We start from the raw sequence: 12,125 nt of genomic DNA on the forward strand, positions 1-12,125 counted from the left end.
GTCGGGCGGGAATCGATGCGTGGCACTTGCCGGATCAGGCGAGCGCCGTCGCCAACCAGCCGAGCGCCGCGCTCGCGATCACGACGGCCCACGGCGGCACCCGCCAGAACACGAGCGCGACGAACGCGACGAGCGCCGCCGCGAAGTCGCGCGGCGACACGATCGTCTCGCTCCACACCGGGTGATACAGCGCGGCGAGCAGCAGCCCGACCACAGCCGCGTTTACGCCCGCGAGCGCGGCCTGCATGCGTGTGCTGCGGCGCAGGCGTTCCCAGAACGGCGCGGTGCCCGCGACGAGCAGGAACGACGGCGCGAAGATCGACACGAGCGCGATCGTCCCGCCGAGCCAGCCGTTCGGCGCGTCGCGCAGCGACGCACCGAGGAACGCCGAGAACGTGAAGAGCGGCCCCGGCACGGCCTGCGCGACACCGTAGCCGGCGAGGAACGCCGAATCGCCGACCCAGCCCGGCGCGACGACGGCCGCCTGCAGCAGCGGCAGCACGACGTGCCCGCCGCCGAACACCAGCGCGCCGGTGCGAAAGAATGCGTCGGCCACCGCGAGGGTATGCGAATGCAGCGCGCCCGCCGCGAACGGCAACGCGACGAGCAATGCGGCGAACAGCACGAGCCACAGCGCACCCGCGCGATGCGACACGTGCAGCGGCAGCGGATCGTGCGCGCCGCGCTCGGGCTGCGGCAACAGTACGAGCCCGGCCGCGCCGGCCGCGACGATCACGGCCACCTGCAGCCATGCGGCCGGCACGAGCAGCGCGAGGCAGGCTGCGACCGCCATCAGCGTGGCGCGGCGCGTATCCGGGCACAGCGTGCGCGCCATGCCCCACACCGCCTGCGCGATCACCGCGACCGACACGATCCGCAGCCCGTGCAGCGCGCCGGCCGCGACCGGCATCCCCGCAGCGTGCATGCCGAGTGCGAACAGCATCATCAGCAGCGCCGACGGCAGCGTGAAGCCGAGCCATGCGGCGAACATTCCCGCATAACCCGCGCGCGACAGGCCGATCGCCATCCCGACCTGGCTGCTCGCCGGCCCCGGCAGGAACTGGCACAGGCCGACGAGATCGGCATACGCGCGTTCGGTCAGCCAGCCGCGCCGCGTGACGAACGCGTCGCGGAAGTAGCCGAGATGCGCGACGGGCCCGCCGAACGACGTGAGGCCGAGCCGCAGGAACGCGACGAAGACAGGCCACGCGTGGCGGGAAGGGGCGGTAAGGGTGGACGTGTTCAAGCGCGTATGCGGGGAGAAGGACGAACGAGCCGCCACGATAGCGCGAAGCGATGACGGCGGGAATGCGGCGTTGCGGCGATCGCTCGATGGCGTCACGACGGGCGCGTCAGGACGGAGGCGGCGCGTCGTCAGTGCGTGCCGTCAGTGAGTGCCGTCAGGCAGCCCGCTCGCCCGGCGCAGCGCATCGACATCGACGAGTTCGATCTCGCCGACATGCAGCCGCACGACGCCGTCGGCCTGCAGCGCCTTCAGCAGCTGGTTGGTGGTCTGCCGTGTGAGCGACAGCATCGCCGCGAGCTTTTCCTGCGACAGCCGGATGCGCGTGCGGCCGGCGCTGATCCCGCCGTAGCCGTCGGCGATCATCAGCAGCCGTGCGGCAAGCCGCTGCGCGGCCGGCATCACGCTCATCGATTCGACGGTCAGGAAGCTCAGCCGGAGCTTTTGCGCCATCAGCAGCGCGAACTGCCGCCAGTATTGCGGCGTCGTGTCGAGAATCGCGAGCAGCGCGCGCTGCGGGACGTGCAGCAGCAGCGTGTCGTCGAGCGCGATCGCGTCGTGCGTGCGCGGCTGGCCGTCGAACAGCGCGATCTCGCCGAACCACGTGACGGGTTCGGCGACCGTCAGCAGCGCTTCCTTGCCCTGCGGATCGACCGCGCCTATGGTGAGGGCGCCGGCCAGCACCGCATACAGCCCGCATGGCGGGTCGCCGCGGCGGAACAGCGCGTGGCCGGCCGGCAGGTGCCGCAACGCGGCGCGGGCGAGCAGGTCGTCGCGCAACGCCCGCGGCAGCGCGGCGAACCACGGGTGCGCTTCGATCTGCGGCAGGTACGGGGCGAGCGGCGAGGGCATGGGCACGCGATGTCGGGTAGCTGACAGAGGTTCCTGGGCGTGACGCGCATCATAGCGCCCAATGATCGTTCAGGAGACGCCATGAAGACGCTCGAAGACCACCTTTCCCAGTATGCGGCCTACCATCGCGACGCGCGCAACATCGCGACGCATCTGGTCGGCATTCCGATGATCGTGTTCGCGGTCGAGGTGCTGCTGTCGCGGCCGGCGCTCGGCACGCTGGCCGGTGTCGCGCTGTCGCCGGCGCTGCTGCTCGCCGTGGCGTTCGCGGTGTTCTACCTGCGCCTCGACCTGCGCTTCGGGGCGGTCATGACCGCGCTGTTCGCCCTCGGCCTGTGGGCCGCGCAGACGCTCGCGCTGCTGCCGACCGCGCAATGGCTCGGGATCGGCATCGGCGCGTTCGTGGTCGGCTGGATCGTACAGTTCGTCGGGCACTGGTTCGAGGGGCGCAAGCCCGCGTTCGTCGACGATCTGGTCGGGCTGATGGTCGGGCCGCTGTTCGTCGTCGCCGAAGTCGCGTTTTTCGCGGGCCTGCGCGGCGACGTGCGCCGCGAGGTCGAGCGGCGCGCGGGGCCCGTGCACGGCGGCGCGCATTCGCATATCTGACGCGTCGGCCGCGCCGGCCTGCGGGTTCGGCGCGGACGCGGTCGGCTGCGCCCTCGGCGGCCGGTTCGCGGCGGCATCGCGGCCGGCCCTGGCGCGGCGATGCGCCGTGGGCCGAACTGACCGCGCCGGCGACCTGCGAGCGGCGCGGGGCCGCGCGTCGCCCGCCATCCCACGCGCGACGCGCAACGGCTAAGATGCGGGGTGCGTCGCACGACAGGACGCGTACGCGGAGCAATCGCCATGGTGGATCGCCCGACTCTCGATGCCTACGAAGCCCATGCCGCGCAATACGCGCAGGACTGGCTCGACCAGGCCGCCCCCGACGACATGTATGCACTGCTCGAGCAGTATTTCTCGCCCGGGCCGACGGCCGACGTCGGCTGCGGTGCGGGACGCGACGCCGCGTGGCTCGCTTCGCGCGGATTCGACGTGCGCGGCTACGATGCGAGCGCCGCGCTGCTCGCCGAGGCGCGCTTGCGCCACCCGTCGCTGACCTTCGAGCTGGCTGCGCTGCCGGCGCTCGCCGGCGTGCCGGCCGGCGCGTTTCGAAACGTGTTGTGCGAGACGGTCGTCATGCACCTCGAACAGGCGGATGCTGCAGCGGCGGCCGCGCGGCTGGCCGGGTTGCTGATGCCCGGCGGCACGTTGTACCTGAGCTGGCGGGTGGCCGGCAACGGCGCGCTGCGCGACGAGCGCGGCCGCTTGTATACGCCGCTCGATTCGGCGCGCATGCATGCGGCGCTCGGCGCCGGCATGCACGTGATCGACGAGCACGAGGTGGTCAGCGCGTCGTCCGGCAAGCGCGTGCACCGGCTGATCGCGCGCCGCGCCAACGCCCTCGACGGCGCCGCGTGAGCGCGGCCGCGCGAACTCATTCGCGGCTGAGTGCCGCTTCCCAGTTGATGTCGACGCACAGCACCTGCATGCCGGTCGCGGCCGGCGCGGCGATCGATGCGGTCACGCACAGGTGCGCTTCGTTGATCGACAGGTACGGCGGCGTCAGATGCACGCGGCCGGGCGCGCGCATCGCGTGGATGAAGTAGGGGCGGCGCTCCCAGCTCGCGCCTTCCGAATGCAGCAGCGGCCGGAAGCGCTTCGCCCGCTGCGAGACGCTGCCGCGCGCGAGCACGTTGTCGCCGATCTGGCGGCCCGATGCATCGAGCAGGAAGCAGCGCGCGGTTTCCGGCAACCCGAGCACGGCGCCGGCCGCGTCGATCAGCGATTCGCCCGCGACGAGCTTCCGGCTGGCTTCCTCCAGCGCGGCGACATACGGCGCGAGGCGTTCGGCCTGCGTGCGCTCGCGTTGCGCGACGCGCAGCCGCAACGCGGCCGACAGCGTATCCATGCAGCCTGCGGCGGCCTGCGGTTGCACGGGGTCGACGCTCGGCCCCGCGAAGTACTGTCCCTGCACGAAATCGACGTCGCATTCGAGCGCGATCATCGCGTCGCGCTCGGTCGAGAGCCCGCCCATCAGCACGAGCTGGCCGGATTCGTGCAGCAGCGACACGAGCCCGGGCAGTACGCGCTCGAGATGCGAGTGTTCGCTCGCCTGCGCGAGGATCCCGCGGTCGAGCGTGACGATGTCGGGGTGCAGGTGCCACACGCGGTCGATGTTCGAATGTTTCGCGCCGAAGCCGCCGAGCGCGATCAGGAAGCCGGCCTTGCGCAGCCCGTCGACGATCGCCGCATAGCGCGGCGTCTCGCCGCCCGCCTGCTCGGGCACCTCGAGCACCACGCGATGCGGCGGCAGGCCGAGCGCCTTCAGGTTCGCGAGCAGGGCGTCGCCGTAGACGGTGTCCATCAGCGCCGCCGGGTGCAGGCTCAGGAAGAGCCATTCGTCGTGACTGTCGAACGCGTGGAAGTTGCCGAGATGCAGCGATTCGGCGAGCCGGCCGAGCTCGAGCAGGTCGCCGCGCCGCGCCGCCTGCGTGAACACCTCGTGCGACGCGACCTGGCGGCTGTCCTCGTCGTGCGCGCGCAGCGACGCGTGATAGCCGATCGCGCGGCGGTGTGACACCGAGAAAACGGGCTGGAACACGCTGAACACGGTGTATGCGCCGTACAGCACGGTGCGCCGCTTCCCGTCGTCGCCGGCGACGGGGCGGGGCGGCTGGAAGCCGGGTGGATCGATGTCGATCATGCTCATGATGTCGGCCGAAGGAAGACTGCCAGTTTACCTACAGAATAGGCGAGCAAGAAGCATGCACGGCATCGTGCCCCGTGCGGCGGGCCGTCGCGGCCGGCAGGGCGCGCGCGGTGCAGCCGTGCTGCACCGACATGGTGCGCGGCGCGCCGCCGTGGCGATTGTGGCGGCGCGCGCCGTGCGTCACGCGCGTTCGGACGGATCGGTCTTGTGCTGCGTGCCGCCGCGGATGTCGGGCGCGAGTTGCGCGAAGATCCACGCGGACGCGGCCGTGATGATCCCGACACAGATGAAGGTCGCATGGAACGCGGGCAGCGTGTTGCTCGGCGTCACCGTGCGCAGCATCCCGGTGAAGGTGGCCAGCAGCGCGCCCGCGACCGTGACGCCGAGGCTCATCGACAGCATCTGCACGAGCGAGAACAGGCTGTTGCCGCTGCTCGCGCCGCCGGTGCCGAGATCCTTCAGCGTCAGCGTGTTCATCGCGGTGAACTGCATCGAGTTGAAGCCGCCGAACAGCGCGAGATGGACGACCTTCACCCACACCGGCACCGTGTCGCGCATCAGCGCGAAGCTCGCCATCATCACCCCGACCATGATCGTGTTCGCGAGCAGCACCTTGCGGTAGCCGTGCTGCGTGATCAGGCGCGTGATGATCCGTTTCGAGAACATCCCGGCCGCCGCGACCGGCAGCATCATCAGCCCGGCCTCGAATGCCGAATAGCCCAGGCTCACCTGCAGCAGCAGCGGGATCAGGTACGGCATCGCGCCGCTGCCGATCCGTGCGAACAGGTTGCCGAGCAGGCCGACGCTGAACGTATGGATCTTGAACAGCTCGAGCGAGAAGATCGGCTGCGGCGCGCGCACCGCGTACAGCCCGTACGCGACGAAGCACGCGAGGCTCAGGATCAGCAGCACGAGCACGGCTGCATGCTGCATCCCGAGATCGGCGAGCCCGTCGAGCGACAGCGAGATAGCGACCATCCCGATCGTCAGCAGCAGATAGCCCTTCAGGTCGAAGCGGCCGACGGCCGGGTTGCGCGCGTCGGGCATCGAGTAGAAGGTCGCGACGCAGCCGGCGACGCCCACCGGCACGTTGATCAGGAAGATCCAGTGCCACGACGCGATCTTCACGAGCCAGCCGCCGAGCGTCGGCCCGATCAGCGGCCCGATCAGCCCGGGAACCGCGACGAACGACAGTGCGGGCAGGTAGCGTTCGGCCGGGAAGGTGCGCAGCACGGCCAGCCGCCCGACCGGCAGCAGCATCGCGCCGCCCACCCCCTGCACGACGCGGAACACGACGAGCTGTGACAGCGTATGCGCATTCGCGCACAGCAGCGAACCGAGCGAGAACACCAGGATCGCGCTGAAGAACACGCGCCGCGTGCCGAACGTGTCCGCGAGCCAGCCCGAGACGGGAATCATCACCGCCATCGTCAGCGAGTAGGCGATCACGACCGACTGCATCCGCAGCGGCGATTCGCCGAGACTCACTGCCATCGACGGCAGCGCCGTGTTGACGATCGTCGCATCGAGCGTCTGCATGAAGAAGCCCGTCGCAACGAGCCAGAGCATTATGGTGAGGTTCTTTTCGCCGGGAGCGGCGGCGGGCGGACGTTGGAACATGGGGACGGACCGGTGGCGCGGGACAGCCGCCATTGTAGGCAAAGCCGCCGTGCCACGCAGGATCGGTCCGGACGCCTGTCCGGCGGCGGACCGATACAGTTCAGTCGAAAGTGTCTGCAGGCGTATCTGTCCGTGTGTCGCCACGGTCCGAAATACTGGCGTCATCGAACCCACGCGACCCGGAGGCGGCCATGCGCGAACTGCGACTCTACGAGATGGACGGCAACGAACCGGCCGGGCGGTGGCGGATCGTCGATCGCACCGCGTTGCAGGTCGCGGACGGCGGTCTGTGGCTGACGATCGAGGGCCGGCCCGACGATCACTGGTTGCATGCCGGCGAGACCTTGGCGCTGCTGCCCGGCATGCGCGTGTGGATCAGCGCGGCGGCGGGCGGCGCGGTGTTCGCGTTCGGCCCGCAGGCGGCGCCGGCCGTGCAGGCCGCGCCGAGCGCGTGGCGGCGGCTCGCCGCATGGCGCGGCGGCCGCGCTCAGGCAGCCGCGTCGCTGCCGACGTAGCGCGCGCGGGGCCGGATGAGCTTGCCGTCAGCGTACTGCTCGAGTGCGTGCGCGATCCAGCCCGCGGTGCGGCCGGCCGCGAACAGCGTGAACGCGGCGCCGTCGGGCAGCGCAAGCGTGCGCTCCAGCACCGCGAGCGCGAAATCGATCGACGGATGCAGGCCGGTCGCCGCCTCGACGCGCGCGGCGAGCGCGCGGGCCATGCGCAGCGGTGCCCGGGCGGGCAGCGTCGCGTGTAGTGCGTCGAGCAACGCGCGTGCGCGCGGATCGCCGTCGGGATAGAGCGGATGCGCGAAACCGGACAGTGCCGTGCGTGCGCCGTCCGCGCGTTCGTCGTGTGCGACGCGCAGCGCGAGGTAGCGGTCGAGGTCGGCGGCCCGCGCGGCTTCGTCGAGCAGGGCGCCCGCGCGGAACGTCTCGCCGCCGTGGCGTGGGCCCGACAGCGCCGCGAGCCCGCCCGCGATCGCACCGAACAGATGGGTGCCGGTCGACGCGATGCAGCGCACCGCAAAGGTCGACGGGTTCAGTTCGTGATCGGCGCACAGCACGAGTGCGCGGCGCAGCAGGTCGGCTTCGTCGCGCCGCCGGATCCGCCACGCGGCGGCGAGCTGTCGATGCACGGGCGCGTCGCCCGGTGCGATGCCGGCCAGCGCGGCCGTCGTCACGCGCAGCAGCAGCGTGGCCGCGTCGAACTGCGCGTCGCGCCCCTGCGCCCACAGGCGCGGCAGCGAGGCGGCCGCGGCGGGGAGCAGCACCAGCGTGCGCTCGAGCGGCGCGAGATGGGCCCAGCGGCGGGCCCAGTCTTCCCACTGGGCGGCGTCGAAACCGGTCGATGCAAGCGCTGCCGCAGCGAGCCGCGCGGGCGGACAATCCCACAGGCGGGCCGCCGTTTCCTCGAGCGTCGCGTCGTTCGCGAGCGCGATCGCATCGGCGCCGCGATAGTGCAGGCGCCCGTCGGCGATTTGCGTGATCCGCGATTCGAGCACGGGCACGCCCCAGTCGAGCGAGCGTTCGGCGACGCCGCCCGCGCGCTTTGCATCGGCGCGGCGGCGCGCGAGCAGGCGCACCTCGTCCGCGTCGTAGCGGCGGCGCTTGCTCGCGCCGTCGGGCAGCGAGCGCAGCAGGCCGCGGCTCACATACGCGTAAAGGGTGCTCACGCTGACACCGAGGATGCCGGCGGCTTCCGGCGCGCTGAGGGACGTCATGCCGATCGCTCCTGTCGGGGCGCATGAAGCGCGGCCCGGCTACAACTATTCGTTATGCGTTGATTCGCGCAATCAAGATTGATCGCGCCTGTCGCGAATTCTAGACTCGAATGCGTCTCCTCCACGGCGCGCTTCCACCATGACCCCCGAACTCGCATTGACCCACTTGTGGCAACTGGCGCACGGCGAACCGCGCGCACTGGCCCGCGCGGCCGTGGCGGGGCAGGACCCGACGCTGCCGTCGGCATTCCACGTCGGCACGCTCGCCGCGGCGACGATCGCGGCGGCCGGGCTCGCGGCGGCCGAATGCCACCGGCTGCGCACGGGCGTCGCGCAGCGCGTCGACGTGTCGATGCGCGACGCGCTCGTCGCGTTTCGCAGCGAACGCTACCTGCGCGTGGACGACGGCCTGCCGCCCGAGCCGCGCCATCCGGTGACGGGCTTCTACGAAACGCGCGACGGGCGCTGGATCCAGCTGCATGCGAACTTTCCGCATCACCTGCACGGGATTCTCGACGTGCTCGGCAGCGGCCCGCAGCGCGATGACGTGGCCGCGGCGATCCGCACGTGGGACGGCGCGGCACTCGATACCGCGCTCGCCGAGGCCGGCCTGTGCGCGGCATTGATCAGAATCCCTGACGAATGGGCGGCGCACGACCAGGCACGGGCACTCGCGTCGCTGCCGCTGTTCGAGATCGAGCGGATCGGTGACGCGCCCGTCGAGGCGATCGGCCACGGCGCGCCCGACCAGCCGCTCGCGGGCGTGCGCGTGCTCGATCTCACGCGCATCATCGCGGGGCCGGTCGCGGGCCGCACGCTGGCATCGCACGGGGCACAGACGCTGCTCGTCAACGGCCCGCACCTGCCGAACATCGCGTCGCTCGTGATCGACAACGGGCGCGGCAAGCGCTCGACGTGGATCGACCTGCGCGAGGCGGGCGGTGTCGCCACGTTGCGCGCGCTCGCACGCGACGCCGACGTATTCCTGCAGGCCTATCGCCCCGGCGCGCTCGCGGCGCGCGGGTTTTCGCCGCAGGCGCTGGCGGAGCTGCGGCCCGGCATCGTCTGCGTGTCGGTGTCCGCATACGGGCACGCGGGGCCGTGGTCGATGCGGCGTGGCTTCGACAGTCTCGTGCAGTCGGCGAGCGGTATCGCGTGGCACGAGCAGCACGCCGCGCACGCGGACGGCCCGCGCCATCTGCCATGCCAGGCGCTCGATCATGCGACGGGTTATCTCGCGGCGTTCGGCGCGATGATCGCGCTCGCGCGCCGTGCGACCCAAGGGGGGAGCTGGCACGTGCGGCTCTCGCTCGCGCAGACGGGGCGCTGGCTGCAATCGTTCGGCACGGTGCCGGACGGCCTGCGGGCGCCGGATTTCACGTTCGACGACGTGCGCGACCGGATCGACCGGAGCGCGTCGCCGTTCGGCACGATCGATGCCGTGCGTCCGGCCGAACGCCTGTCGGCGACACCGCCGCGCTTCTCGAGGCCGCCCGTGCCGCTCGGCACGGACGAAGCATGCTGGTTGTGAGCGCCGGCGGCGCCGTACGCCGTGAGTATTGCCGGCGTTACTTGCGCAGTTCGACGACGAAGTCGTAGTAGTCGTTGCGGCAGTAGGTATCGGTGAGTTCGATCGCGCGCTGGTCGGCCGTATAACCGATCCGCGTGATCAGCAGCAGCGCGTCGTGCGGCGCGATGCCCATCTGTTGCGCGATCTCGTCGGTCGCGTTGACCGCGCGGAAATGCTGCAGTGCGCGCACGATCGGCGTGCCGCGCGCTTCGAGATAGCTGTACAGCGAACCGCCGATCGCCTGCGGATCGGGAATCAGCGTGGCGGGGAACGTCGAGTTCTCGACGGCCATCACGATGCCGTCGGCGAGGCGCAGGCGTTTCAGCCGTGTAACGGAGGCGGCCGGCGACAGGCCGAGCTGGATCACTTCGTCGCGATTCGCGGGCTGGATTTCGCGCTCGAGCCATTGCGAACTCGGCTTGAAGCCGCGGCGCTCGAGCATCTCGCTGAAGCTCGACAGCCGCGACAGCGGATCCTCGTAGCGCGGCCGGATGAAGTTGCCGGCCCCTTGCGTGCGGCGGATCAGGCCCTGCTCGACGAGCAGCGCGATCGCCTTGCGCGCGGTAATGCGCGACACGCCGAGCGCTTCGGACAGCACGCGTTCGGACGGCAGCGCCTCGCCGGCCGCCCAGCGATTGTCGTGGATCGCGTCGCCGAGCTTGCGGGCGAGCTGCAGGTAGAGCGGCGTGTCGTTGTCGGGGTCGGGGCGCAGGTCCTGCCAGCGGTCGTCCGTGGGTGCCTTCATGGAATGGGTATCGATCAGGGTGCCGGCCATTCTAAGTCATCATGCGGTGCCGTTATAGCCGGTTTTTGCCGTGTAACAGGTGGACGCCGCACCGATTGACTACACTGATGCGTCGTATTTGATGCTTCGGCCGCGGGTGCGCGGCCACGAATCCGCAGCGAGGAGCACATGACAGACACGATCGCCACGGTCGTCCTGCCGGACGGTGAGACGATTCCGAAACTCGGCCTGGGCACCTGGGAAATGGGCGAGCGGCCCGCGCGCCGGGCGGACGAGATCGCCGCATTGCGCGAGGGGATCGATCTCGGGATGACGCTGGTCGATACCGCCGAGATGTACGGTGACGGTGCGACCGAGGCACTCGTCGGCGAGGCGCTCGCCGGCCTGCGCGACGACGTGTTCCTGGTCAGCAAGGTGTATCCGCATCATGCGAGCCGGCGCGGCGTCGTCGCCGCGTGCGACGCGAGCCTCAAGCGTCTGCGTACCGATCGTCTCGACCTGTACCTGCTCCACTGGCGTGGTTCGGTGCCGCTCGAGGAGACCGTCGAGGGGTTCGAGGCGCTGCGACGCGCGGGCAAGATCCGCCACTGGGGCGTCAGCAACTTCGATACGGCCGACATGGCCGAGCTCGTCGACGAGGCGGGCGGGGGCGCGTGCGCGACCAACCAGATTCTCTACAACATCGCGCGGCGCGGCCCGGAATTCGACCTGCTGCCGTGGCTCGCCGATCATCGGATGCCGGCGATGGCCTACAGTCCGGTCGATCACGGACGGCTGCCGAAGCGTTCTCCGCTCGATGAAATCGCGCGGCAGCGCGGTGTGTCGGTCACGCGCGTCGCACTCGCCTGGGTGCTTGCGCAGCCGGGCGTGTTCGCGATTCCGAAGACGTCGCGGATCGAGCACGTGCGCGACAATCGCGCCGCGCTCGATCTCGTGTTGAGCGATGACGAGCGCGCGCAACTCGACGGGTACTTCCGTCCGCCGCGCAGCAAGCGCGCGCTCGAAATGCTCTGACCGCGTCGGGGGCAGGCGACGCGTCGGTCAGTGGCCATGACCACTGGACGATCCGCCGTTGCCGCCATTGCCGCCGGCACTGCCGCTTCCATTGCCATTGCCGACGCCGTTGGCGCCACCGTTGCCAGCGCCGCCGCTACCGTTGCCATTACCGTTGCCACCGCCGTTGCCGTGACCGCCGGTGCCATGGCCGCCGCCGCCGGAACCACCGCCGGAACCACCGCCGGAACCGCCACCGGAACCACCGCCGGAACCACCGCCGGAACCACCGCCGGAACCACCGCCGGAACCGCCGCCGGAACCACCGCCGGAACCACCGCCGGAACCACCGCCGGAACCACCGCCACCGTGGCCTCCGCCACCGCCGGAGTCGCCACCACCGTGACCTCCGCCACCGGAGCCTCCGCTACCGCCGGAGCCGCCGCCACCGTGACCTCCGTCGCCGTGGCCTCCGCCACCGCCGGAGCCGCCACCACCGTGACCTCCGTCGCCGTGGCCTCCGCCACCGCCGGAGCCGCCACCACCATGACCCCCGTCGCCGTGGCCTCCGCCACCGCCGGAGCCGCCACCGCCGTGACCTCCGTCGCCGTGGCCTCCGCCACCGCCGGA

At 71.1% G+C, this 12,125-nt stretch carries 12 protein-coding genes; 6 read left to right on the forward strand and 6 right to left on the reverse strand.

Features of this window, described 5'->3' with window-relative positions; translation table 11 throughout:
• Nucleotides 1–34: 34 nt before the first annotated feature.
• Together chrA and DIE12_RS36195 are read right to left on the reverse strand one after the other, a co-directional pair.
• Nucleotides 35–1,246: a chromate efflux transporter gene (gene chrA, locus DIE12_RS36190; RefSeq protein WP_124522999.1), complete on the reverse strand. Its 1,212-nt coding sequence runs from the start codon at nucleotides 1,244–1,246 to the stop codon at nucleotides 35–37.
• 141 nt (nucleotides 1,247–1,387) lie between these two features.
• Nucleotides 1,388–2,095, reverse strand: coding sequence for a Crp/Fnr family transcriptional regulator (locus DIE12_RS36195; protein ID WP_044848581.1), 708 nt, complete (start codon nucleotides 2,093–2,095; stop codon nucleotides 1,388–1,390).
• Nucleotides 2,096–2,176: 81 nt separating this feature from the next.
• Here DIE12_RS36195 and DIE12_RS36200 point away from each other — a divergent pair, with 81 nt between their 5' ends.
• Nucleotides 2,177–2,701 carry a DUF962 domain-containing protein gene (locus DIE12_RS36200; protein WP_124523000.1) on the forward strand — a complete coding sequence of 175 codons (525 nt, stop codon included), beginning with the start codon at nucleotides 2,177–2,179 and terminating at the stop codon, nucleotides 2,699–2,701.
• A 240-nt stretch (nucleotides 2,702–2,941) separates the two neighbouring features.
• The gene (locus tag DIE12_RS36205; RefSeq protein WP_124486980.1) at nucleotides 2,942–3,556 is read left to right on the forward strand and encodes a bifunctional 2-polyprenyl-6-hydroxyphenol methylase/3-demethylubiquinol 3-O-methyltransferase UbiG; all 615 of its coding nucleotides are present in this window, start codon (nucleotides 2,942–2,944) and stop codon (nucleotides 3,554–3,556) included.
• Nucleotides 3,557–3,572: 16 nt separating this feature from the next.
• Here the strand turns inward: DIE12_RS36205 and DIE12_RS36210 are convergent, their stop codons facing one another.
• Together DIE12_RS36210 and mdtD are read right to left on the reverse strand one after the other, a co-directional pair.
• Entirely contained in the window at nucleotides 3,573–4,847 is a 1,275-nt protein-coding gene (locus DIE12_RS36210; RefSeq protein WP_044845572.1) for an EAL domain-containing protein, read from the reverse strand.
• Nucleotides 4,848–5,027: 180 nt separating this feature from the next.
• A complete protein-coding gene (gene mdtD / locus DIE12_RS36215) occupies nucleotides 5,028–6,467 on the reverse strand; it encodes a multidrug transporter subunit MdtD (RefSeq protein WP_044845573.1) in 1,440 nt (479 codons plus the stop codon).
• Nucleotides 6,468–6,658: 191 nt separating this feature from the next.
• Between mdtD and DIE12_RS36225 the strand changes: the two genes are divergently transcribed.
• Nucleotides 6,659–6,982 (forward strand): DUF2917 domain-containing protein, encoded by a 324-nt coding sequence (locus DIE12_RS36225; protein ID WP_124523001.1) that lies wholly within the window; start codon nucleotides 6,659–6,661, stop codon nucleotides 6,980–6,982.
• Here the strand turns inward: DIE12_RS36225 and DIE12_RS36230 are convergent.
• Nucleotides 6,955–8,187: a citrate/2-methylcitrate synthase gene (locus DIE12_RS36230; RefSeq protein ID WP_124523003.1), complete on the reverse strand. Its 1,233-nt coding sequence runs from the start codon at nucleotides 8,185–8,187 to the stop codon at nucleotides 6,955–6,957. The genes DIE12_RS36225 and DIE12_RS36230 overlap by 28 nt on opposite strands.
• A gap of 139 nt (nucleotides 8,188–8,326) precedes the next feature.
• Here DIE12_RS36230 and DIE12_RS36235 point away from each other — a divergent pair, with 139 nt between their 5' ends.
• Complete coding sequence (locus DIE12_RS36235; protein ID WP_124523005.1) at nucleotides 8,327–9,718, forward strand: CoA transferase; 1,392 nt, start codon at nucleotides 8,327–8,329, stop codon at nucleotides 9,716–9,718.
• 37 nt (nucleotides 9,719–9,755) lie between these two features.
• On the opposite strand, the gene DIE12_RS36240 is transcribed toward DIE12_RS36235, so the two are convergent.
• A complete protein-coding gene (locus DIE12_RS36240; protein ID WP_044845577.1) occupies nucleotides 9,756–10,502 on the reverse strand; it encodes a GntR family transcriptional regulator in 747 nt (248 codons plus the stop codon).
• A 168-nt stretch (nucleotides 10,503–10,670) separates the two neighbouring features.
• Here DIE12_RS36240 and DIE12_RS36245 point away from each other — a divergent pair, with 168 nt between their 5' ends.
• Together DIE12_RS36245 and DIE12_RS38335 are read left to right on the forward strand one after the other, a co-directional pair.
• Entirely contained in the window at nucleotides 10,671–11,516 is an 846-nt protein-coding gene (locus DIE12_RS36245) for an aldo/keto reductase (protein ID WP_124523007.1), read from the forward strand.
• Nucleotides 11,517–11,552: 36 nt separating this feature from the next.
• The coding region (locus DIE12_RS38335; RefSeq protein WP_185641257.1) for a hypothetical protein at nucleotides 11,553–12,125 on the forward strand (573 nt) is incomplete at its 3' end.

Origin of the sequence: Burkholderia sp. Bp9015 (assembly GCF_003853505.1) — a bacterium.
Taxonomy (GTDB): domain Bacteria; phylum Pseudomonadota; class Gammaproteobacteria; order Burkholderiales; family Burkholderiaceae; genus Burkholderia.

Bases quoted from the DNA above. Each gene is read 5' to 3' on its own strand.
- DIE12_RS36235 (WP_124523005.1), top strand. From the start codon at position 8,327: ATGACCCCCGAACTCGCATTGACCCACTTGTGGCAACTGGCGCACGGC.
- DIE12_RS36230 (WP_124523003.1), bottom strand. From the start codon at position 8,187: ATGACGTCCCTCAGCGCGCCGGAAGCCGCCGGCATCCTCGGTGTCAGC.
- DIE12_RS36225 (WP_124523001.1), top strand. From the start codon at position 6,659: ATGCGCGAACTGCGACTCTACGAGATGGACGGCAACGAACCGGCCGGG.
- DIE12_RS36200 (WP_124523000.1), top strand. From the start codon at position 2,177: ATGAAGACGCTCGAAGACCACCTTTCCCAGTATGCGGCCTACCATCGC.
- DIE12_RS36205 (WP_124486980.1), top strand. From the start codon at position 2,942: ATGGTGGATCGCCCGACTCTCGATGCCTACGAAGCCCATGCCGCGCAA.
- DIE12_RS36240 (WP_044845577.1), bottom strand. From the start codon at position 10,502: ATGAAGGCACCCACGGACGACCGCTGGCAGGACCTGCGCCCCGACCCC.
- DIE12_RS36210 (WP_044845572.1), bottom strand. From the start codon at position 4,847: ATGAGCATGATCGACATCGATCCACCCGGCTTCCAGCCGCCCCGCCCC.
- DIE12_RS36245 (WP_124523007.1), top strand. From the start codon at position 10,671: ATGACAGACACGATCGCCACGGTCGTCCTGCCGGACGGTGAGACGATT.
- mdtD (WP_044845573.1), bottom strand. From the start codon at position 6,467: ATGTTCCAACGTCCGCCCGCCGCCGCTCCCGGCGAAAAGAACCTCACC.
- DIE12_RS36195 (WP_044848581.1), bottom strand. From the start codon at position 2,095: ATGCCCTCGCCGCTCGCCCCGTACCTGCCGCAGATCGAAGCGCACCCG.